Source organism: Amycolatopsis sp. NPDC058340, from assembly GCF_042723975.1.
In the GTDB taxonomy this organism is placed as follows: Bacteria; Actinomycetota; Actinomycetes; order Mycobacteriales; family Pseudonocardiaceae; genus Amycolatopsis.
In genome coordinates, this window is sequence record NZ_JBHXIB010000010.1 from 39,661 (window position 1) to 63,377 (window position 23,717).

Below are 23,717 nucleotides of genomic sequence, written 5' to 3' on the forward strand. Positions count from 1 at the left end.
TCGTTCTCCTTGAGTCGCAAGGCAAACGGCCTCGCCCGGCGTTGCGAAAGCCACTTTCACAACCTTCAAGGTTGCGAAAGTGGCTTTCGCATCATCCGAACCGGAGCCGCACCTCACCGGCACCGCGAATCAGCGACCGGTTTCGAACTCTGCTTCGAATTCGTCGATCTCGTCTTGGTTCAGTTCGAGAAGCGCGACATCGGAGGTGGCGTATTCGCTCGCGGCCGGAGCCGCCCGTTCCACGATCGCCGCGATCGCCGCGGGCGTCCGCTGTTCGAACACCTCACGCGCCCCGAAGGCCATTCCCGCGCGGTGGGCACGCGCCGCCAGTTGCATCGAAAGGATCGAATCGCCACCCAGTTCGAAGAAACTGTCGTCCGCGCCCGCCCGGTCCAGTCCGAGCACTTCGGCGAAGAGCGCACACAGCAGCCGCTCGGCCTCCGTGACCGGTTCCCTGCCCGTGACGCGCTCGTTGAAATCGGGATCCGGCAACGCTTCCCGGTCGACCTTCCCGTTCGCCGTCAACGGCAGCGCGTCGAGTACCACCACCGCCGCCGGCACCATGTACCGCGGCAACCGGGTGGCCACACTCTCGAGCACCGCGGCTTCGTCCACTCCGGACTCCCCGGCTGCGGTCACGTAACCGATCAGCCGCTTCCCGGAGGCGCCGTCCTTGGCCAGCACCACGGCCTGTCCCACCGACTCCTGTGCCACCAGGGCCGCTTCGATCTCGCCGGGCTCGATCCGGTATCCCCGCACCTTCACCTGGTCGTCGACGCGGCCGGCGAACACCAGTTCCCCGTCCGGGTTCCACCGCACCAGGTCGCCGGTCCGGTACATCAGCCCGCCCGACCCGGACGGGTCCGCCACGAACCGCGTCGCGGTCAGCCCGGCCCGCCCCAGATATCCGCGTGCCACCCCCGCGCCCGCGACGTACAGCTCGCCCACCGTGCCCGGCGGCACCGGCCGCAGCCACGAATCGAGCACGAACGCCCGCGCGTTCGTCATCGGAGTGCCGATCGGCACCACCTCGCCGGACGGTGCCGCCTGCCCGGGTTCGAGCCGGAATTCGACACAGCCGACGGTGGCCTCGGTCGGGCCGTATTCGTTGACCACGACGGTGTTCGGGTAGGTCCGGCGCCAGTGGGCGATCGTGTCGACGGACAATTGCTCGCCACCGAGCAGAAGGTCGCCCGCGACCGCGATCTCCCGTGAGCCGGTGTCCAGCGTCTTCACATGGCTCGGCGTGGCCTTGAGGAACAGCGCCGGGGCACTTTCCACCGTGCCGATCAGGTCTTCCAGCGCGCCGACCTGGACCGTTCCGCCCACGGTGAGCGGAGTGAGCAGCGCGGTCACCGTCAGATCGAAGGCGATCGACGAATGCATCAGCGATCGTCCCCGCAGGCCCGGGTATTTCCGCGCGCAGTGGAACAGGTAGTTCGCCAGGTTCCGGTGGGTGACGACGACCGCCTTCGGCCTGCCGGTGGAGCCCGAGGTGTAGATCAGATACGCCGGATGACGCGGATCCAGCGGCCGGATCCGGTCCGCGTCGGTGAGCGGCGCGCGATCCACGGCCACGGCCACGGGATCGTCGATCACCATCGTCTCCCGCCTGCCGGCCAGCACCTCACCGGCGGGCGACCCCGACAGCGCCGCGGAGGTGATCACCAGCGCCGGCCGGGCGTCGTCGAGCATGTACGAGACCCGCTCGGCCGGGTAGACCGGATCGATCGGCAGCCAGGCGGCACCGGTCTTGGTGATCGCCAGCACCGTGACCACCAGTTCCAGCGACCGGGGCAGCATCACCGCGACCAGGCCTTCGGGCGCGGCGCCCCGCTCGATGAGCCGGCGCGCCAGCTGATCGGCACGCGCGTCGAGTTCGGCGTAGGACAGCGACTGGTCCTCGAAGATCACCGCGGTCGCGTCCGGGGTGGCGGCGACCTGCGCGGCGAACGACTCCGGGAGCGTCCGGTCCGGCACCTCCACCGCGGTGTCGTTGCGCGCCAGCAGGTCTCGCTGTTCGGCGGCGGACAGGATCGGCACCGCCGGGAGCGGCGTCCCCGGCTCGGCGACCACGGCTTCGAGCACCCGCGTGAAGCGATCCAGCACGGCGACGGCCTGCTCGGTGGTGAACAGCGCGGGCTGGTGCTCCAGCCGCAGCCGCAGGACGTCGCCGGGGACGACCGCCAGCGCCAGCGGATAGTGGGTGGCATCGGCGGCGGTCATTCCCCGCACCCGCAACCGATCCGGCTCCGTGGCACCGGTCTCGTCGGGCCTGGGGTAGTTCTCGTAGACGACGAGCGTGTCGAACAACCGGCCCAGCCCGGCGGTCTGCTGGATGTCGGCGAGCCCGACGTGGTGATGGTCCAGCAACGCGATCTGCTCGTCCTGGATCTGCCGCACCAGTTCGGCGAAGGTCTGCTCCGGCCGCGTGCGGACCCGGACCGGGACGGTGTTGATGAACAGGCCGACCATGGTCTCGATCCCGGGCAGCTCGGCCGGTCGCCCGGACACCACCGCCCCGAACACCACGTCGTCGCGTCCGGTGGTCGCCCCCAGCACCAGGCCCCACACCGTCTGCAGCATCGTGCTGACCGTGACACCGCATTCGCGGGCCCGCGCGGCCAGCGCGGCGGCGAACTCCTCGTCCAGTTCGGCCCACATCTGCCCGGGCACCTGTACCGGCACCGGCCGGTCGTCCGCGACCAGGGTCGGTTCCGGCAGGCCCGCCAGCGCCTCACGCCACGCGGCGAGCGAAGCGTCCCGGTCGGTTTCGCCGACCCAGGCCAGGTAATCCCGGTACGGGGTGACCGGCGCCAGCGCGGACGGGACCGCGCCGTCGCGGTAGAGCGTGAGCAGTTCGTCCACCAGCAGTGGCGTCGACCAGCCGTCGAGCAGGATGTGATGGTTGGTCAGCACCAGCCGATGGCTGTCCTGCCCCAGGGCCACCACCGTGATCCGCATCAGCGGAGGCTTGGCCAGCTCGAACGGCCGTGCCCGCTCGGCCGCGGCCACCGCCGTCGCCTCGGCCGCCGGATCCGCCGACCCCGTCGCGTCCACAAAGGACACCGGGACCTCCACGGAACCCGGGATCACCTGGTAGGCGGGCCCGGTGGCGGCGTGCCGGAATCCGGCGCGCAGGTTCGGATGCCGGTCCACCAGCGCGCGCACCGATTTCCGCAGCAGCAGCATGTCCAGCGGACCGCTCAGGTCCAGCACCGCCTGCGCGGTGTAGACGTCGACCCCGTCACCGCCGTACCCGGCGTGGAACGCGAGCCCGTGTTGCAGCGGTGAAAGCGGCAGCACGTCGGCCACCCCGCCGGCGTCCGCGTATTCGGCTTCGAGCGCCTCGATCTCGGCCTGGTCCAAGGCGACGAGGGCGAAGTCGGACGCGGTGTGCCCGCCCGCGGCGGGATCGTCCGCCTGACGGGCCAGCCCGGCCAGCATGTCCAGCCAGTCCCCGGCCAGTCGTTCGACCTCGGCTTCGTCAAGCAGGTCTTCCCGCCATTCCAGCAGGAGCGTCAATTCGGGACCGTCCGGCGAATCCTGGACGATCGCGTTGACTTCGAGCGCGTGCGGCAGGCCCATTCCTGGTTCCTGCGCACTGCCGAGGTCGCCGACCGGCTGCCAGGCCCGCACGTCGTTCTTCTCGGCGGCGGCGAACCTGCCCAGGTAGTTGAACCCGATCTCCGGCGACGGCAATTCCGCCAGTACCGGACCCGTCACGTCGTTGAGATAGCGCAACAAGCCGTATCCGAGCCCGTCGCCGGGCACCGCCCGCGACTGCTCCTTGACCAGTTTCAGCAACTGTCCGGCCGCCGGGCCACCGGCGAGCACGTCGGCCAGATCGGTGTCCGCCACGGAAAGCCGTACCGGATGCGCGCTGGTGAACCAGCCGACCGTCCGGGACAGATCGGTCCCGGCGGCCGGGTGACGGCCGTGGCCTTCCACGTCCACCAGTACCGCGTCGCCACCGCGACGGCGGGTCACCGCGCCGGCCAGTCCCGCGAGCAGGACGTCGTTCACCCCGCAGTAGAAGACCTGCGGAGCCCGGCCGACCAGGAGCTGTGTGTCCGGTTTCGGCACCACCCACGACCGCGAGCGCACTTCGCCCGCCGGAGCCCGGCTCGCGGACGACCCGCGCTCCGCCGGACCGAGGATCGCTTTCCACGCGTCCAGTTCCGCGACCCGTTCCGCGGAGACCGCCTGCTCCTTCAGCAGGCTCGCCCACCGTTTGAACGAAAGGCCCACCGGCTCCAGCGACGGCGTCCGCCCCGCGGCCGCCGCCTCGCAGGCGGACTGCAGATCCGACAGCAGGATCCGCCAGGACACGCCGTCGACCGAAAGGTGATGGACGACCACCACCAGCCTGCCCACCCGATCCGGTCCGGCGTCGAGCCATACGACCTGCGCCATCACCCCCGCCGCCGGGTCCAGCCTGCCGACGGCCTCGCGTGCCGCGTCCTCGGCGGCCTCCTCCGGCGAACGGCCGTCGAGCCCGGCCCGGGTGACCCATCCGGCCGCGTCCACCGCCCCGCGCTCGCCGACCACCAGCCGCCGTCCGCGCGCGTCTTCGACGACACGGGCCCGCAGCATGTCGTGCGTGCCCACCACGGCCGAGAATCCCGCCGCCACAGCCTTCTCCGTCAGGCCCGGAGGTGTCCCGACCACCATCCACTGCGCGAATCCGGGGCCGGTGACACCGTCGCCCAGCAGCGACATCACCGGCGTCCAGGCGACGTCGCCGGCACCGTCGGGCTTCGGGGACGGAGCCTGTTCCGGCGGCGAAGACACCTCCGCCAGTTGCGCGATGCGCTCCGGTGTCTTCCCGTCGAAGACGTCCGCCGCGGTGAACGTCAATCCCGAACGCCGCGCCCGCGCCGCGAGCTGCATCGAGAGGATGGAGTCGCCGCCGAGGTCGAAGAAGCTGTCGTCAACCCCGGCATGGTCCAGCCCGAGCACGCCGGCGAACAGCTCGCACAGCACCCGTTCGGTCTCGGTGGCGGGCTCCCTGGCGGGCGTCCCGGTGGCGAAATCGGGGTCGGGCAGCGCGCGCCGGTCGATCTTCCCGTGCGCCGTCAGCGGCAGGACGTCCAGCGCCACCACCGCCGCGGGCACCATGTACTGGGGCATCCGGGACGCGAGATGCGCCCGCACCGCCTGTGTGTCGATGTCGCCCGGCGTCACATAGGCGATCAGCCGGTCTTCGCGGACGGTCACGGTGGCCTGGGTGATGCCCGGGTACGCGGACAACGCGAACTCGATCTCGCGCGGTTCGACCCGGAAGCCGCGGATCTTGACCTGGTCGTCGGCACGTCCGGCGGACACCAGTTCGCCCTGGTCGGTCCAGTACGCCAGGTCGCCGGTCCGGTACATCCGCTCCCCGGGGGTGAACGGATCGGCGACGAACCGCTCGGCCGTCAGCGCCGGGCGGCCCAGATATCCGCGCGCCACCCCGATACCCGCCAGATACAGCTCACCGGTGATACCGGGCGGCAACGGCCGCAGGAACGAGTCCAGCAGATAGCCGCGCACTCCCGGGACCGGCCCGCCGAACGGGATCGGGTGCTGGCCCGGCGACAACGGCATGCTCATGGTCGCGCAGATCGTGGTCTCGGTCGGGCCGTAGGCGTTGATCATCCGGTGGTTCGCGGACATCCGGTCCACCAGTCCCGGCGGGCAGAGCTCCCCCGCCGCGACCACGGTGTCCACCCGGTCCGGCAGCACGTCGACCGTGCCCAGCACCGACGGCGGCGCCTTCACCTGCGTGATGTCCCACCGGGCCAGCGTTTCGGACATCGCCATCCGCGGCGGCAGCTCCCGCTCCGGCGGCACCACCAGGGTGGCTCCCGACAGCAGCGCCATCATCACCTCGGACACGATGGTGTCGAAGCCGAGCGCCGCGAACTGCAGTACCCGTGACGACGGGGTCACGGCGAACCGTTCGATATGCGCCAGTGCCAGGTTCCCCAGCCCGGTATGGGTGACGACGACACCCTTCGGAGTGCCCGTCGATCCCGACGTGTAGATCACGTACGCGGCACTGCGCGGATCCACCTTCGGCAGTTCTTCCTCCGACGCCGCCGGCAGCCCGGTCTCGTCGATCACCAGCAGCCGGTCTTCGTACGCGGCGGGCACGGCACCCCGGGTCGACGCCGCGCACACCACCAGCATCGGATCCGCGCTGCGGAAGATCGTTTCCTTGCGCTCTTCCGGATACGCCGGGTCCACCGGCACGAACGTGCCACCCGCGAGCAGGACGCCCAGCATGCCGACGGTCCACCACGACGACCGTCCCACCACCAGGCCGACCCGGGACTCGGAGCCGACGCCGTTGGCGCGCAACACGGCGGCGAAGCGCACCGACCGGTCCCACAACCGCGCGTAGGTCAGTTCACCGTCGCCGTCCACCAGCGCCACGCCGTCGGGCCGCCGGGCGGCCATCCGTCCCACCAGCGTGTGCAGCGGTTCCCCCGCCACCAGCGGCGGCCGCCAGCCGCGTGCTTCGGCCGTGCCGATCCCGATCCGCCCCACCAGGCCGGCGGGATCGGCGACCACGGCGCCGATGGCACCGACGAACCACTCCAGCAGCGAGTCGGCGACGACGTCCGGGACCTGGCCCTGCCAGTAGCCGAGCTGGATCTTGAATCCGTCACCGGGGGTGATGCCGATGGTCAGCGGATAGTGGGTGCCTTCGATCGTGCGCAGATACTTGTACCGGCCGGCGTACTCCCGCGGATAGTTCTCGATCACCAGCAGCGTGTCGAAGGTCGCGCCGGGTCCGGCCGCCTTCTGGATCTCCGGCAGGCCGAGGTGCTGATGCGGCATGAGGGCCATCTGACGGCCGTACAGCCCGGTGAGCATGTCCATGACCGGTTGCCCGCCGTCCAGGGTCACGCGGACCGGCATCGCGCTCATCAGCAGGCCCGGCATCGACTCGATGCCCTGGAGTTCCGCGGGGCGGGTCGCGACCATGGTGCCGAACACCACGTCGGTCCGCCGCGTGAGCCGCGACAGCACCATCGCCCACGCGGCGTGCACCACCGTGCTCGGGGTCAGCCCGTGCTCGCGGGTGAACGCCAGCAGATCGGCGTGCAAGGCGGGCGGCAGGTGGGTGACGCGGTAGTCGTAGTCCGTCGCGGCCGACGCCGACGCGATCAGCGCGGGCTCTTCGAGGCCGGACAGCTCCGTCCGCCAGGCCTCGCGTGCCGCGTCCTTGTCCTGCCGGTCCAGCCAGGCCAGGTAGTCGCGGTAGCCGGCGCCGTCCCGCCGTTCCGGCAGCCGCCCGCCGGGCTCGTACGCCTCGAAGGCCTCGTTGAGGATGACCGCCACCGACCAGCCGTCGACCAGGATGTGGTGGATGACGACCAGCAGCCGGTGCCGGTCCTCGCCGACCCGCACGAGCACCAGCCGGATCAGCGGCGCGGTGGCGAGGTCGAACCGATCCGCCTGCTCCTGCGTCGCCAGGGCTTCGAAGGCGGCGTCGACGTCGTCGGCGCCGGTCAGGTCCACCGTCCGCCACGGCACCGTGACGTCCCCGTGGACGGCCTGCACCGTCTTGCCCGATTCGAGCCGGTGGAAGGTCAGCCGGAGTTCCGCGTGCCGCCGGACGACGGTGTCCCACGCGGCCCGCAGCCGGGTCTCGTCCAGTTCGCCGGTCAGCTCCAGGATCACCTGCACCTGGTAGATGTCGGGGCCCTGGTCGTCGAGGATCGATTCGAAGAGCAGCCCCTCCTGCAGCGGGGCCAGCGGCCAGATCTCGTCGGCGCCCGGAGCGGCGAGCGCCAGCTCCGCCTCTTCCGCCTCGGTCAGGCTGATCAGGGCGTCGTCGCCGGACCGGCCGGCGGGCAGGTCCCGCGCCACGGCGGCGAGCCGGGCGGGAGTCGTCTCCTCGAAGATCTGGACCGGCGTCAGCAGCAGGCCCGCCTTGGCCGCGCGGGCCGCCAGGCGCATCGCGAGGATCGAATCCCCGCCCAGTTCGAAGAATCCGTCGTCGACACCGGCGCGGTCGATCCGCAGCACCTCGGCGAAAAGTCCACAAAGGACACGCTCGGCCTCGGTGGCGGGCTCCCGTCCCGTGGCGCTCGCCGTGAACTCGGGTGCGGGCAGCGCCGCCCTGTCCACCTTGCCGTTGCCGGTCAGCGGCAACGCGTCCAGTACGAGCACGGCGACCGGGACCAGGTACTCCGGCAGCACCGCGCGGAGCCGTTCGCGGACGAGAGCGGGATCCACGTCCCCGCCCGCCACCACATAGCCGATGAGCCGTCCGTCGATCGCCGCCACCACGGCGTCCTGGACGTCCGGCTGGGCGATGAGCGCGGCCTCGATCTCGCCGGGTTCGATCCGGAACCCGCGCACCTTCACCTGGTTGTCGGCCCGGCCCGCGAACAGCAGCTCGCCCTCGGCGGTCCACCGGGCGAGGTCACCCGTCCAGTACATCCGCCGTCCCGGCGCGGACGGATCGGCCACGAACCGTTCCGCCGTCAGCCCGGCCCTGCCGAAGTAACCCTCCGCCAGGCTTCCGGAGAGATACAGGTCGCCGACCACACCCGGCCCGACGGGCCGCAGCGACTCGTCGAGCACCTGGACCGCGCGGCCGGCCAGCGGACGTCCGATCGGCAGCACCGGCCCCAGCACGTCACCCGGCTCCAGCAGGAACCACGTCGCGCACATCGTCGCTTCGGTCGGGCCGTACATATGCCGCACCCGCGCGCGAGGACAGGCTTCCCGCACCCGCTCCACCGCGTGCACGGGTACCACGTCGCCACCGGTCAGCACCTCGCGGAAACCCGCGAACGATTCCGGCGATTCCTCCGCCACCGCACGGAAACTCCCCGCGGTCAGGTACGCCCGCGTCACTCCCGCGGCGGCCGCTTCCCGCAGGCGCCGGGCGTCCATCACGCCCGGTTCGGCGATCACCACCCGGGCACCCGACGCCAGCGGCGTCCAGATCTCGAACAGGGAAGCGTCGAAGGCGTGCGGCGAGTGCATGAGCACCGCTTCGCCCGGCTCCATCTCCCAGCCGGGATCCCGCACCAGCTCCGCGACGCGGCGATGCGCGATCGCCACCCCCTTCGGTTTGCCCGTCGAACCGGACGTGTACATGACGAACGCCAGGTCTTCCGCGAGCGCCGCGGCCACCGCCGCGCCGGACGCGTCCTCGTCCGTGGCGTCCGCTTCGAGGTACCCGACGCCTTCGGGCACGGCGTCGCGCGTCGCGGCCGAGCACACCACCAGCGCGGCCGCCGAGTCCGAAACCATGAATTCCACCCGCGGCGCGGGATAGGCGGCGTCCACCGGGACGTAGGTCGCCCCGGCCCGCCACACGGCGAGCAACGCCACCACCAGATCCGCCGACCGGCCCATCATCACCGCGACCCGGTCGCCACGGCGGATCCCCCGCCCGGCGAGCCGCCCGGCCAACCGGCCGACGGCGGCGTCGAGTTCCCGGTACGTCAGGACCCGGTCACCGTCGACCACGGCCACCGCTCCGGGCGCCCGGCTCGCGTGCGCGGTGAAGAGGTCCAGCACCGTCGGGGTGGAATTCATCGTCATCCTCCGAAACCCATGTATTGGATCGCCGGCTCGGGCTCTTCCTCTTCGGCTTCTTCGATTTCCGGTTTGGGCGCGTCGCGGTCCGGGTTGGCGAACTGCGTGCGGTAGAGCTCCGCGTAGAGACCGTTCCCGGCCAGCAGTTCGTCGTGCGTCCCGCGCTCACGGACCCCGCCGCCGTCGATCACGAGGATCTGGTCGGCCTCACGGATCGTGGACAGCCGGTGCGCGATCACGATCGAGGTCCGGTTGCTCAGCGCGGTCTTGAGCGCCCGCTGGACGGCGGCCTCCGATTCGGAGTCCAGATGAGCGGTGGCTTCGTCGAGCACGACGATCGACGGCGCCTTCAGCAGCAGCCTGGCGATGGACAGCCGCTGCTTCTCCCCGCCCGACATGCGGTAGCCGCGGTCACCGGAGACGGTGTCCAACCCGAGGGGAAGGGATTCGATCAGATCCCAGATCTGGGCGCCCTTGCAGGCTTCGATCAGTTCTTCCTCGGTGGCGGTCGGACGGGCGTAGAGCAGGTTCTCCCGGATGGTGTCGTGGAAGAGATACGCGTCCTGGCTGACCACCCCGACCGTGTCGCGGAGCGAGTCGAAGGTGAGGTCCCGCAGATCGTGTCCGCCGACCCGAACGGTCCCGGAGTTCGGGTCGTACAGCCGGGACACCAGGTGGGTGATGGTGCTCTTCCCCGCGCCGGACGGGCCGACGAGCGCGGTGAGGGTTCCGGCCGGGACCTGGAAGCTCACGTCGCGCAGGACGTCCGGCGACACTTCGCCGCGTTCGCGTTCGGTCCGCAGGTGTTCCAGCGACGCCAGCGAGACCTCGTCCGCGGTGGGATAGCGGAACCGCACGTTCTCGAACCGGATGTCCGGCGCCACGCCCTTTTCGAGCTCGACGGCGTCGGGACGTTCCTGGATCAGCGGCTTCAGGTCGAGCAGCTCGAAGACGCGGGAGAAGCTCACCACCACGGTCTGCGCGAGCTCCTGCATACCGGACAGCTGCGTGATCGGCCCGAACAGCCGCGAAAGCAGGGTGGCGATCGCGACCAGCGTGCCGAGCTGGAACGCGCCGGCGAGCACGAGTTCGCCACCGATCCCGTAGACGAGCGCCGTGGCGAGCGAGGCCATCAGCGCCATCATCACGAAGGCCATCCGGCCCCAGACGGAAAGGCTCACGCCGATCTCGCGGATCCGGCCGGAACGCTCCTTGAATTCGGCCATCTCGTCGGCCGGGCGGCCGAAAAGCTTGGAAAGCATGGCGCCCTGCACGTTGAACCGCTCCTGCAGCAGCCCGCCGAGGCCGGTGTTCGCGTCCATCTGCGCCACACTGCGCTTCTGGATCACCCGGCCCACGCGGATCCAGGGCACGAGGAAGATCGGGATCAGCACCAGCGTGATGAGGGCGACGAGCCACGAAAGGTAGATCAGCTCGACCAGCACCACCACGACCATGACCACACCGGTGGCCGCCATCAGCAAACCGGTGAAATGCTGCTGGGCCATGATCAGTTCCGAATGCAGCCGCCCGACCAGGATCCCGGTCTGGGTGCGGGTGAAGAACGCGATCGGCAGCTGCCGGACATGGGCCAGCGCCTCGACCCGGAGGTCGTAGGTGATCCCCTCGCCGATCTTCCCGGAGATGTAGCCCGACACCAGCGCCAGCCCCGCGGCCACCACGGCCAGCGCGGCGGTGAGGCAGGCCATCAGGATCACGACCCCGGAATCGTTCTTGACGATGCCCTCGTCGATGAGTTCCCTCAGCAGCAAGGGAGTCGCGACGACGATCGCCGCCTCCAAGGCCGCGACCAGAACGAAGAGCGCCACCTTGCCGATATGCGGGCGGAAATAGGTGAACACCCGCCGCAACGTTCCCTTGTGGACCTTGGTGACCCAGGGATCGGGATCGTCATCGCTCTTGTCCACCCCCCCGAATCGCAACACCACGTCCATTCGGTCACCTCTCTCATGAACCAAGTCGGCGAGCCCAATCGTGCTGAATCGAGTCGATGTCCACGAGTCGGCCAAGCGATCGTTTTCCGCACTTGGACGCGTTTTACCCCGGGGCCTGACGATTCGCGGGAATCCGGGCGTGGCCTTCGACGCCGCGCCACAGCAGATCCGTCACCTCGGCGAGGTCGCCGGAGCGCAACGCCGAGGCCGCCACCGCGAGCTCGTCCGAGATCCGGTCGAGCAGCTCGGCGACCGCGACGGCGTTCCCGGCGAGAATCCGTTGCCACAGCACGGGGTTCCCGGCGGCGATCCGGGTCACGTCCCGCAGGCCCTGCCCGGAGAGGCTCAGTGCGACGTCGCCGCCCGCCGCCAGGCTCGCCGCCACGGCGGACGCCACCACGTGGGGAGCGTGCGACACCAGCGCCACCGCCGAGTCGTGCTCGTCCGCGGCGACGGTGACCGCTTTCGCCCCGCACAACGACACCAGTTCCCGCACCAGCCGGACGGCGTCCGCGCCCGTTCCGGGGCCGGGGCAGAGCGCCCACGGGCGGCCCGAGAACAGATCGGCGCGGGCCGCGGCGGGACCGGATCGCTCGCGCCCGGCGAGCGGGTGACCCGGCACGTAGGAGACCTGGTCGCAGCCGAGCCGCTCGGCGTCGGCGATCGGCCCGGCCTTGACGCTGGCGACATCGGTGTACGCCCGCGCGACTTCCTGTTTCTGCAGTTCCGCCAGCCGTTCCCCCACCAGATGCGGCGGGACGGCGATCACCGCGAGGTCGACCTCCCCGCCGGTCCATTCCCGGCCGGCGCCGAGTTCCCGCGCCAGCCGGGCGGCCTCCGCGTCGACGTCCGAAAGGTGGACCTCCACGTCCGTCTCCCGCAGGGCCAGCGCGACAGAGGTGCCGATCAGGCCCGTGCCGACGACGAGCGCTCTTTCGATGGTCACCTTCTTTTCTTATGCCGCACACCTGCCGATGTCGAGCCCTGGACCTGGGCACCGCGGCCGCGACCGTCCACTGAGGACACGGGGTGTCCAAGCGCGGGAATGGACACCGGCGTGGCCGGACAGCACGAAGGGGACTTTCCCGCGCACCGCACGGGAAAGTCCCCTTCGTGCCAAGTCACCGCGTTACGCGATCACTCCCGCGGCGAGATCGGTGGCGCGGTTCTCCAGATGATCCGCGAATCCCGCCCAGACCCGGGCGTGATCCCTGGCGAACCCGGCGACCACGCCGTACAGATGCGGTGGCACGCCGTGCAGGATCCGCTCCCACTCCTGCCCGTCGATGGAATGCATGGTGAGCATGCGCAACAGGATCCGGCCCACCTCGCTCAACCGCAGGGTGGGATCCGCCTTGAGCTTTTCCAATACGGCGAGACGTTCCCGGTCCAGCGAGTGGCCGAGGTCCGGCTCGGTCAGGTTCAGCGGATGCTGTTTGGTGCGGAGCCTCCTGCTTCCGTTCGGGGTCGGGCTCTCGCCGCGCTCCAGCCTGCCCCGTACGTCCCGGACCGTCTCCGGGGAGATCCCGACCTGTTTGGCGACCTGCCGGAGCGAGAGACCGGGGTCGTTGCGGATGAGGTCGGCGGCTTGCCGCCGACGCTCCGAACTGTCCACCGGGCGGATCCGCCCGTCCCGGCCGATCCTGGCCTCGTTCCCGTTCTCCCCACCACGTTTGCGAAGGTCCGCCACCGTGCCGGCGGAGATGCCGGTCGCCGAAGCCACCCGCCGGTCGGACCATTGCGGATGCGTCCCGATGATCTGGACCGCCGCTCGTTTGCGATCGGCCAGCGAAAGCGGCAGCCCGTGCCGGATGTTGGCCTCCACGGCCAGCACGAAGGCGTCCGATTCGGTACCGTCGATGAACCTCGCCTGAATTCTGGTGTCGCCTCTGACTTGCGCCGCCCTGAGCCTGTGCAGGCCGTCGACCACCCGCATCGTCGGTCTGTGCACGAGAATGGGCGGTAGCTCCCATTCTGCCGACAGCAATGTCTCGACGTGGTCCGGATCCTCGCCCGAAGTTCGCGGCGAGCACACGGACGACAGTCTCGACAGCTCGACTTCGACGACCGGGAGAGCGGACAGGTCAACTCTCGTCGGATCCACCTAGCCCCCATTGAATCTGTTATTCGTCAACTTTGGTACATGACATGGAATCCACCGTCCAACTGCTTGGCTTCGGTGGTTGGACACCACGATCCCGTCCGGCACGGGTCTGGCCGCGCGGAGGGCGTCCTCGACGGTGAGGACTACTGGAACGCCGCCTGCGGACCCGCCTGGGCGGGCGGTCTCCGTGTTTTCCCGGATGACCGGTGGCAGCGTGCACTTCGACGAACCATCGGGGCGGCAGGACGTATCCTGCTTTCGCCCCGAACAAAGCCTTCCTCGACCTTCGCCCAGCGACTTCAGTCCGGCAAGGGCCGCACCCGGTCAGCCCGAAGAGGCCGGTATCCGACGCGAAGCGAGGATCTCGGAAATTTCATCCCTTGTTCCGGGAAGCGATTCGGGTCAGTGGTTCATCGGCCGGAATCTTTGACTGCATCGCAAGACTCGGTCGCCCCCCCTCGGTCCCCAGCAAGTGCGCGGCCCTGTCGACCCCAGCGGGCCTCACACCACTTCAGCATGGCACGGCAAAACACTGTCGGCAATTGACGAACAGCGTAATCCGCAGTGAAGAGAACGCTCAAGATCACTATTCGAAACTTCGGCCGCGGTATTGACTCGCTCGCCGAGTGCGCGTAGCGCTACCGCGCACACGCTGGTCACAGACCTGCGGGTCGAACCCTTCCCGAGACCGGTTAGCCCATTCGCGTGATCTTGCATTCCGACGTTGGATGATCACCGCCCCCACCCGCCGGTGTGCCGTCCTCCGGCACTTATTCACACGAACGGTCGAGCCGGGCTCACCCGGCTGCCGATCCCGGACCACACGGCCCATTCCGGTTCGCGCCATCGCGGCGGTTCGCGCGCGGAATTGCGCGACCGGGCGGCACGGGTTCGGGATCACTCCGGCGAAGCCGCCGGGAGCAAAGCGGCGGGTGCCAAGGTGGGCGCACCCGTTCCCCGAGCGCGAACCTGTCAGATGACAGAAATGCCGCGGGTGCCCTCAGTGGCACCCGCGGCATCTCCGTCGTCCGACCGGGCGGACACCGGTCTCTTCACCCGTCGCTACTCGATGGGGAAATCGAAATAGGTGTCCGGGTAAGGCTCGTCCTTCAGGCTGTAATGCCACCACTCGCACTCGTACGAGCTGAAGCCCGAGCCCTCCATCACCGCGCAGAGGTGCGCGCGGTTCTTCGCGGCCTCTTCCGGCACGCCCTCCGCACCGTGATGCGAGACGACGTCCATCAGGTCGTGGTCACCGCCCATGTCGGCGAGCTCACCGGTGTCGAGGTGGTAGAGCGTCAGATCCACCGTGCTGCCCCGGCTGTGCCCGGACTTGGTGGCCACATAGCCCTGTTCGAACATCTGGGGCCGCTCGATGTTCGGGTAGTGCCTCGACTTCTTCCGGCCGTCTTCGGGCTCTTCCGCCCAGCGCATGAAGCGGTCCACGGCGCGCTGCGGGCGGTACCCGTCCCAAAGGAGCAGACCGAAACCGAGCTCCGCCGCCTTGTCCCGTGCCTTCTCCAGCGCCGCGCAGAACGCGCGCGTGCCGACGATACGGTTCACCAGGTAGCCGTCCACCGGCTTGCCGGTGAAGTTGTCCCACGTGGCGTACTTTGCGTCCCAGCGGATTCCGGGGACGACCTCGTCTACGAAGACGAAATCATCCTTCATTCGTCACGGCCCGCCAGCGTCAGGTTCACCAGCCGGTCGATCACGTCGCCGAGCGAGAGGCCGGCGGCGTTCATCATCCGCGGGTAGCGGCTGTACGAGGTCAGGCCGGGCAGGGTGTTGACCTCGTTGAGCACGACACTGCCGTCCTCCTTGAGGAACAGGTCCACCCGCGCGAGCCCGCGGCAGCCCAGCGCGCGGTAGATGACCTTGGCCGTCTCCTGGACGAGGTCGCGCGAGGCGTCCGGGATGTCGGCCGGGACGATGAAGCTCGAGTTCTCGGAGCCGGTCTCGGGGCTCTTCTCCTGGTGGATCTTGAAGAAGCCGTGGGTCAGCGCGACCCGGTCGACCTCGCCCGCGAACAGGTCCTCGTCGTCGCCGAGGATCGAGCAGCCGATCTCGCTGCCGATGACGGCCTCTTCGATCAGGATCTTCGCGTCGTACTGGCGCGCCTCGGCCAGCGCGGCGGGCAGCTCTTCCTTCGAGGAGACCTTGCTGACGCCGAACGACGAGCCGGAGCGGGCGGGCTTCACGAAGACCGGGTAGTTCAGCTGGTCCGGGTCGACGTCGTTGTCCGGCGTGACGACGTGGAAGGTCGGCGTCGCGATCCCCGCGCCGCGGACGACGGAATAGGTGAGGGACTTGTCGATGCACATGACCGAGCTCGGGACGTCGCAGCCGACGTAGGGGACGCCGGAGATCTCCAGCAGGCCCTGCATCGCGCCGTCTTCGCCGAACTTGCCGTGCAGCACCGGCAGCACCACGTCGAGGGCGATCGTCTCGTACTTGCCCTCGTCGAGGACGAGCAGACCGTGCACGCCGCGGTCCGGCGACAGGACGGCCGGGCGGACGTCGCCGTTCTCCCAATCCTCGGCGGGCCCGTCGCAGAGCATCCAGGAACCGCTCTGGGTGATCCCGATGTAGTACGGCTCGTACTTCTCGAGGTCGAGGTTCTTCTGGACCTCGCGCGCAGATTTGATGGAGATAGGATGTTCTTCGGAAAGCCCGCCGAACAGAATTCCGATTTTCAGCCTACCCATACTACTTCCCGCTTTCGAATTGGAGACAATTGATGATGGAGTTTTCAACAGTGTCACTCAGTGCGTGGTCCGTGTAATAGGCGGTATGCGGACTGATGAGCACGTTCGGCAGCTTTTCCAGCCGCAGCAACGTTTCGCTCTCGAGCGGCTTGTTCCGGCAGTCGGCGTAGAAGATCCCTTCCTCTCCTTCGACGACGTCCAATGCCGCTCCGCCCAGTTTGCCGTCCTCCAGCGCCGAAATGAGGGCTTCGGTTTCGATGAGCGGGCCACGTCCGGTGTTGATGATGTACGCGCCGTCCTTCATCCGCTCGATGTTCTTCCGGTCGAGAAGATGATAGGTATCCGTATTGAGCGGCACATGGAGCGTCACGATGTCGCTCTGCTCGAGCAATTCGTCGAGCGTGACGTAATCGGCCGAGGCGGTCAGCAGCGTGTCGTAAGCGAGCACCCGGCAGCCGAAACCACGCAGCCGGTCCAGCACCGCGACGCCGATCCGCCCTGTTCCGACCACTCCGACGGTCAGATCGCGCAGCTCTTTCCCGCGCACCTCGTTCAGCCGGTAGTCGTGGACCTCGGTGCGGCGGATGATGGACTTGGCGTCGCGCACCGCCATCAGCATCAGCATCAGCGTGAAGTCGGCGACGCTGTCGGGCGAGTAGGCGACATTGCCCACGGTGATACCGACGCTCGCCGCGTATTCCACATCGATGTGGTTGAAGCCGATGCTCCGGGTGGAGATGTATTCGACGCCCGCTTTTCCGAGCGCGCGAAGAATGGAATTCGTGACCTTGGTCTTGTGGCCGATACTGATGCAGCGGTTTCCGGAGACCAGCCCGATATTGGCCTCGGATACCGGCTCGTCCACAATGGTCGGCATGATGCCGAAACGAGGTGCCATCTCCCGGAACAAGGCGGCCTCGTCCGATCCGCAACCATAAATCGTGATTCCCCTCGCCAAGACGGCCGAGGAGGACGCGGACGCCGGCGATCCGGTGCGGAGGGCAGCTGATCGCGCTGGTTCGCTGTTGGTCATGCCCGACATTGTAGGCAGCGCGTTGTTGCCGCTTCTTATGGGGTTTTCGATGCCCCGACAATAAGTTACCAACTGGTAGCGCCGAGTGCATGTCGTTGACGCTCACCTGCGCCGCACGGCTCTATCGTAGATCTTGCCCGCCGCCCCCCGGGGTCGAAACCGCACCGTGACCGATGCCACAAAGCCATCCGGACACGAGGTCCGCGAGGTGTTCCGGAGCGTCCCTGGCCACGAGATGACCCGCCGCCGGGACGCGGACGACGGCGACCCGGCGGTTGGCCGCGCGCAGACGGCCCACATCGGCGTCGCGGAGCGGCGATCCCCGGCCACCGTGCACCACCAGGATGGGCAGGTCCACGGCCCCGGCCGTGGCGAACAGGGCGGGGCCCGAGCCGAGGACGTCGTCCACCAGGCGGGTGTAGCGGCCGCCGAGGCCGTGGAAGTCGAGCCACGAGCGCGCCCTGCCCGGTTCGAGGTCGGGTACGACGTCGACGAGCACGAGCCCGGACGCGCGCGCCGCGACGGCGGGATCCGCGAGCGCCGCGATGGCGGCCAGGCCGCCGACCGAGGCGCCGACGAGGACGACCGGCGCGGGCAGGCTCGCGATCATCCCGCCCACGTCGTCGGCCAGTGCCCGGAGCGTGGTCGCCCGGCCGGAGCTGTCCCCGTGTCCGCGCAGGTCGAAGGCCACCGACCGGAAGCCGTGCCGGGCCAGCACCGCGGCGACCGGCGCCCAGACCTCGCGACGCTCCCCGCCCGCGTGAAGCAACAGGACCGTCGGGCCGTCACCGGTCACCGTGCCCCGCAGGATGACTTCGCCCAGGTCGAGGCTGATTTCGGTGCTCATGGCCTCCCCCTTACCTTGAACTGTCAAGGTAGCGCGGATACCTTGAGCCATCAAGGTACGATCCGGTCGTGACCACCTCCCGGGCCCGACGGACCCCCGAAGAGGCCAGGCGGCTGATCCTCGACGCTGCCGCCGCCCTGCTCGGCGAGTCCGGTGTCGCCGCCGTCCAGATGCGCGCCGTGGCCGCGCGGGTCGGCATGACCGACGCCGGCGTCGCCCATCACTTCGGCAACCGCGAGAAACTGCTCGCCGAACTCCTCCGGCACGGCGGCCGCCGTCTCCGGGACGCGCTCCGGGGCCTTCTCACCACCTGGCTGGACCACGACGCCGACCTGCTCGGGCTCGTCGAGGCCCTCCACACGCTGTACCGGGACGGCTACGGCGAGCTCGCGGTGGCGCTGCACGCGGCGGGCTGGCGCGACCCGGGCAGTGGGATGCTCGACCCGGTCGTCGACGCCCTCCACCGGCTCCGGCCACCCGCCGCTTCACTCGACGACACGCGGCTCGCCGTCGCGGCCCTGCATCAGGCGATGGCCACGGAGGCCCTGTACGGGAGCGATTTCCGGCGCAGCGCCGGGCTCACCGGCGCCGCCGCGGAGGATTCGTCCGCGCAGGTGCGCTGGTGGGCGCGCCAGCTCCACCTCGCGCTCGGGCTCAAGCCCGCCTCGTGAGTGGCAAGGACGGTTAGAACCGTCCTTGCCACTCACGAGGACGGAGCGTCAGCGAATGCCCTGCGCGATGCGTTCGCCGAGGCCTTCGACGTCGCCGAGCGCTGCTCGCAGCTCGGCGGCGTACTCTTCGGCTCCGGCCCGCAGGCCCCGCTCGACGACGTCCACGGCGTCGAACGTCTCGACGTCCCCACCGCTCAGCGCGGCGACGGATTCCTTGACGAGGGCGCCGAGCAGCAGTTCTTCGGGAACCCCCGGCACCCCTTCCAGCGGCCAGACGAGATCGTCGAGCACACTTTGCCCGCCGACTTCGCGGACCAGGCCCGCCGCGGTGATCCCCGGCACCCGGAAACCCTCCGGCAGCACCGCGCGGACGCTCAGGTTGTGCGAAAGCCAGTACAGCAGCTGCGCGTTCACTTCCAGCTTGACCGGCTTCGGCGTCAGCCACAGCGTGAGGTTCACGTAGTACTCGGTGAGGCGATCGAGCACCTCGCCGCCCTTTTCGAAACCCCACAGATTGATGTCGAAATAGTGGTGCCAAGTGGCATCGGCGACGATTCGCCCGACCCCGGCGGCCGCACCGTCGTACACACAGGACACGCCGTAGACCTGACCGTTGCGCTTGTCGGTGCCCTGCGCGACGATTTCGGGCTTCGGCTGCCCCGATCGCCCGGACGGCCAGACATCCGCCGGGAATTGCGCCGGAATGACCAGCTGTCCCTCGTGCATGTGGTCCGGGAAAACGGTGATCGGCCCCCGCCTGCCCTGGAACAACGCGTGCGGTCTGCCGAACCGCTTCCGCAGGATCAGCTCCTGCGGATACGGGTCGAGGTCGTTCGGGATCGGATTGTCGATGTCACTGCCCCACGGATCCGGCTGGTGGGTGTTGTGGCTGAACTCGATACTCGCGTCCGGCCGGTCGTTCCACACCCGCAGCTCACCCGCGCGCGGGACCCGGTGCCCCAGCGCCCGGCCCAGGTTCAGGTAGTCGGGCAGCGACGGATCCGCTCCCGGCGGACGCGGATTCGAGTGGTCGCCGCAGATGAGCACGCCACCACCGGCGTCCATCCACGTCCGCAGCGCGGCGACCTCCGCGTCCACGAGCTCGTTTTCCGGCTCTCCCGGCATATTGGACTGCAGGATGCCGAAGAACCACACCTGCTCGTATCGGCCGAGCACTTCAGACGTGAGTTTGTTGGCGGCGTGCCCGCCTTCGTGCCGGTTGATCAAATCGATCTCGAACTCGGCGAAGAAAGGCTGGTTCCCCAAGAGCAGATCGCGGACGATTCCCAAAGAGAAGCCGCCGTTCCCCGAGAAACCGACGACATCGGTGTAGAACAGAATTCTGATCTTCGGCTTGGCGAGCGGGCTGACTTGATCAGCGACGAGACGCGCGTCGAACATCGGTATTTCCCCCTTGCTTGAAGCGCCATGCCGTCCTCCCCGGCGGCGCCCTCCCTTCCACGTATACCGGAACTTCCGGTGATCGTGCAGCCGCGACGGCCCGCCGAGGAATTCGCGGTGATCAAGAACGGAATCGAACGAAATCCTTTTCCGGAGCCGTGATCGGCCACCCTCGAAACCGCCCCGAAGTGGTTGCGCGAAGATGCTTGGATGGGTTACCGGACCTGGATGCGGTACTTCACACCGTCCGCCGTGCACCGACGGCTGGGCCTGGTGTGCCTCGGGGTCGGGCTGCAGCACGGCGTCCTGCCCGCCGTGGGGCCGCGCGTACTCGACCATTACGTGGCCGTGGTGGTGTCCAAGGGGCGCGGCTGGTTCGCCGTGACCGGCGGGGAACGGCAGGAGGTCGTCGCGCCCGCGCTGCTGTGGCTCGTCCCCGGGGTGGGGCACCATTACGCGCCCGATCCCGCGCACGGCTGGGAAGAATGTTTCGTCGACTTCGACGGCGGCGCCGTGGACGCCTACGTCGAACTCGGTTACGTCACGCCCGGGACGCCGGTGGTGCCGCTGGGCGACGTCGAAGCCGTGCGCGACATCGTGAGCCGGATCGTGCGCTGCGCGCGAGGCGGCAGTCCGCTGGCCCAGGTCGAGGCCTCGGCGGCGGTGCATCATCTGCTGGTGGCGTTGCGACGGGCCGCCGACAGCACCCCCGACGACGGATCGCTGCTGGAGGCGCTGGCGCGGGACGCCCTGCTGCCGATCAGTGTCGCGGAGATCGCGGCCCGCCGCGGCATGACACTGCCCGAACTGCGCGCCGCCGTGCGCCGGAGCACCGAGACCGGGCTGAAGGACCATCTGCTGACCCTCCGCCTCAACCGCGCCAAGGAACTCCTCGCCACCACCCGGACGCCGGTGCAGGAAGTGGCGCAGGCGATCGGCTACGAGGACGCCGCCTACTTCAGCAGGCTCTTCACCCGCCGGGTCGGCATCTCTCCCGCGCGTTTCCGCGGGTCGCGCGTCCAGGCCGTCCCCGGCGGCTGGAGTTCACGTGTTCCCCCGGCCGACGACCCGCCGTTGGTACCCGACTGACCCCTTGGACTTCCGTACCGCACCGCTTGGACTTTCCGCGCGATAAGTGCACGGCCAACGCTTGAAGATGACTGAAAGCGTTGACTTACGCGCAATAACGTTCATAACATCGGCGACCGCCCCGCCAACTGTGGTGCGGGTCACCCTTGGGAGAGAGTCAATGCGGACCCTGCCTCTTCTCGGCGCCGCGGCGTTGGCCGTGGCGGCGACCACGGTGGTACCGGTGTCGTCCGACGCCGCGCCGCCGGACGCGACGTACACCATCACGGTCGATGCCAAGAAGTCGTTCAGCCCGACCACCGACACCCCGGCGAGTACCTATGTCGACAAGGACGGCACGTTCTACTTCCAGCAGGCGGCCGCGCTCTACGGCGCGGATCAGCCGCGGGAATGGGATTTCTACAGCGGACGCGATTTCGACAGTTTCACCAAGAACCCGATCAGCTCGGCGGTGAACCCGGCGAATCCGGCCGACCGCAACGACGACACCACCTGGCGCTGCAACAACAGCCCCACCGGCAAGGAATCCACCGATCCGCCCGCCGGTTCGGGCTATTCGCAGCGCAATTTCTGCGACCTCGTCGGCACCTGGGTCGATCCGGACACCGGCGACTGGTACGGCCTGATCCACAACGAGTTCACCCCCGAGCCGTTCGGCGCGTACTCGTTCTCCCATTACGACGCGATCGACATGGCCGTCTCGAAGGACCAGGGCAGGACCTGGACCATCAAGGATCACGCGATCACCTCGCCGTACAGCACGAAACGCGGTGACACGGCGGCGTTCCCGCATCAGACGTTCGACTACGGCGACGGCGACCCGCGCCTGTTCGTCGACACCGCCTCCGGCTACTTCTACGTCTACTACGGCTCGCGCATCGTGCCGAAGGCCGGCGCGGGCGGCCCGATGACCGGGCTGGCGCATGTCGCCCGCTCGCCCATCTCGGCCAAGATGGCGTCCGGCTCGTGGCGGAAATGGTTCGACGGCGGCTGGAGCCAGCCCGGCGTCGGCGGCCGCGAGAGCAACATGGTCCCCGTGTCCGCCGCGGGCGACACCGGCTACACCCCCGTCGCGGACGACTACGACCCGGCCAACACCGGCAACGTCACCCAGCAGATCGCCGCGGGACAGCTGCCGAAGAAATCGGATCTGTTCATCATGAACATCGCCTACAACGCGCATCTCGGGCTCTACATCGGCGCGCCGGAGGCCGTGGACAGCGTCGTCCCCCAGCGTTATTACGTGACCGACGATCTGACCACACAGAAATGGCGTCTCATCGGCGACACCGGGAGCTACACCAACCAGTCGTGGTACCGCTGGTTCGTCGACGCGGCGAACAAGACCAATTCGACCATCATCGGCAAGCAGTTCCGGTCGTACTGCGCGGTGGCCTGTTCGAACAACGCGGGCGGCGAGTACACCACCCAGACCATCACCTCGTCCGCACCCGCACCGTCCCCTGTGGACACTTCCCGCAAATACCGGATCGGCCTCGGTGACGGCCGGGTTCTGGCGCAGGGCACCGGAACCGCGACGACGTCGGTCGCGGGCACGACCGGCTCGGACCGCGAGGCGTGGCAGTTCTCTTCCAACGGCGACGGCTCGTACCGCGTCGCCAACGCCGCCACCGGACAGTTCCTGGGCGTCGACGCCGTGCAGGCGGGCCGGGCGTGGGGTGCGAAACCGACCGTGACGTCGGCTTCGACGGTCGGGCAGCAGTGGTTCGTCATCCCGTCCACAGTGGACAAGGGGACCTTCCGGCTGGTGAACCGGTACAGCGGCCTCGTGCTCGGCCTGTCCGGCAAGACCTCGCGCCTGGCGGAGACCACCCCGCTCCGCTCGTGGACCGACACCACCGGCAATACCGTCGGCGGCGGCCGGACGGCGGCCGAGCAGACGCTGAAGTTCACCGACGCCGGCGCGGGCACTCTCGACGGCGTCCACACCCTGGCCGCGTCCGGCAAGAACCTCGACGACCCGGATTCGTCCACGACCGCCGGAACCCCCCTGGTCACCTGGACACCGAACCAGGGAGCCAACCAGAAGTGGCTGTTCTCGAGGCAGTCCGACGGTTCCTACACGCTGACCAACACGCATTCGAACCTGTGCGCCGACGTCGAGGGCGGAGCCACCACCGCGGGCGCGCGGGTCATCCAATGGACGTGCACCGGCGGAGCCAACCAGCGCTGGAACGCGATGAAACAGCCCGACGGCACCTACAAGATCGCCAGTGTCCGTTCGGGCCTCCTCCTGACCACGGCGTCCACTTCGGACGGTGCGGCCGTGACGCAGCGGGCCGACACGGGCTCCGCGTTGCAAGCGTGGGCCATCGGCTGACCCGGCGTGGCCCGCTCCT

12 protein-coding genes are annotated in these 23,717 nt (G+C 69.1%); 3 read left to right on the plus strand and 9 right to left on the minus strand.

All coding sequences use genetic code 11. The features are described 5' to 3' along the window. Positions 1 to 129: 129 nt before the first annotated feature. The 8 genes from ACFWIW_RS14995 to ACFWIW_RS15030 form a co-directional block, all read right to left on the minus strand. Positions 130 to 9,555: an amino acid adenylation domain-containing protein gene (locus ACFWIW_RS14995; protein WP_378368956.1), complete on the minus strand. Its 9,426-nt coding sequence runs from the start codon at positions 9,553 to 9,555 to the stop codon at positions 130 to 132. After that, complete coding sequence (locus ACFWIW_RS15000) at positions 9,552 to 11,504, minus strand: ABC transporter ATP-binding protein (RefSeq protein ID WP_378368957.1); 1,953 nt, start codon at positions 11,502 to 11,504, stop codon at positions 9,552 to 9,554. The genes ACFWIW_RS14995 and ACFWIW_RS15000 overlap by 4 nt, the downstream gene beginning before the upstream one ends. A gap of 103 nt (positions 11,505 to 11,607) precedes the next feature. Next, positions 11,608 to 12,450, minus strand: coding sequence for a prephenate dehydrogenase (locus ACFWIW_RS15005; protein ID WP_378368958.1), 843 nt, complete (start codon positions 12,448 to 12,450; stop codon positions 11,608 to 11,610). A 183-nt stretch (positions 12,451 to 12,633) separates the two neighbouring features. Beyond that, positions 12,634 to 13,608, minus strand: coding sequence for a helix-turn-helix domain-containing protein (locus ACFWIW_RS15010; RefSeq protein ID WP_378368959.1), 975 nt, complete (start codon positions 13,606 to 13,608; stop codon positions 12,634 to 12,636). A 1,062-nt stretch (positions 13,609 to 14,670) separates the two neighbouring features. Next, positions 14,671 to 15,279 carry a D-Ala-D-Ala dipeptidase VanX gene (gene vanX, locus ACFWIW_RS15015; RefSeq protein WP_378368960.1) on the minus strand — a complete coding sequence of 203 codons (609 nt, stop codon included), beginning with the start codon at positions 15,277 to 15,279 and terminating at the stop codon, positions 14,671 to 14,673. Next, on the minus strand, positions 15,276 to 16,316 hold the full coding sequence (vanA-Ao2, locus tag ACFWIW_RS15020) for a D-alanine--(R)-lactate ligase VanA-Ao2 (protein ID WP_378368961.1): 1,041 nt from the start codon (positions 16,314 to 16,316) through the stop codon (positions 15,276 to 15,278). The genes vanX and vanA-Ao2 overlap by 4 nt, the downstream gene beginning before the upstream one ends. A gap of 1 nt (position 16,317) precedes the next feature. Beyond that, positions 16,318 to 17,349 (minus strand): VanH-AOV family D-lactate dehydrogenase, encoded by a 1,032-nt coding sequence (vanH, locus tag ACFWIW_RS15025; protein WP_378368962.1) that lies wholly within the window; start codon positions 17,347 to 17,349, stop codon positions 16,318 to 16,320. Between the two features lie 121 nt (positions 17,350 to 17,470). Next, entirely contained in the window at positions 17,471 to 18,196 is a 726-nt protein-coding gene (locus ACFWIW_RS15030; RefSeq protein WP_378368963.1) for an alpha/beta fold hydrolase, read from the minus strand. A 68-nt stretch (positions 18,197 to 18,264) separates the two neighbouring features. Here ACFWIW_RS15030 and ACFWIW_RS15035 point away from each other — a divergent pair, with 68 nt between their 5' ends. Continuing rightward, positions 18,265 to 18,867, plus strand: coding sequence for a TetR family transcriptional regulator (locus ACFWIW_RS15035; RefSeq protein ID WP_378368964.1), 603 nt, complete (start codon positions 18,265 to 18,267; stop codon positions 18,865 to 18,867). A 48-nt stretch (positions 18,868 to 18,915) separates the two neighbouring features. Here ACFWIW_RS15035 and ACFWIW_RS15040 read toward each other — a convergent pair whose 3' ends face one another. Further along, positions 18,916 to 20,268, minus strand: a complete 1,353-nt coding sequence (locus tag ACFWIW_RS15040; protein WP_378368965.1) for a hypothetical protein — start codon at positions 20,266 to 20,268, stop codon at positions 18,916 to 18,918. A 210-nt stretch (positions 20,269 to 20,478) separates the two neighbouring features. Here ACFWIW_RS15040 and ACFWIW_RS15045 point away from each other — a divergent pair, with 210 nt between their 5' ends. Together ACFWIW_RS15045 and ACFWIW_RS15050 are read left to right on the plus strand one after the other, a co-directional pair. After that, a complete protein-coding gene (locus ACFWIW_RS15045; RefSeq protein WP_378368966.1) occupies positions 20,479 to 21,357 on the plus strand; it encodes a helix-turn-helix domain-containing protein in 879 nt (292 codons plus the stop codon). 160 nt (positions 21,358 to 21,517) lie between these two features. Next, positions 21,518 to 23,698, plus strand: coding sequence for an RICIN domain-containing protein (locus ACFWIW_RS15050; protein WP_378368967.1), 2,181 nt, complete (start codon positions 21,518 to 21,520; stop codon positions 23,696 to 23,698). Positions 23,699 to 23,717 lie beyond the last annotated feature (19 nt).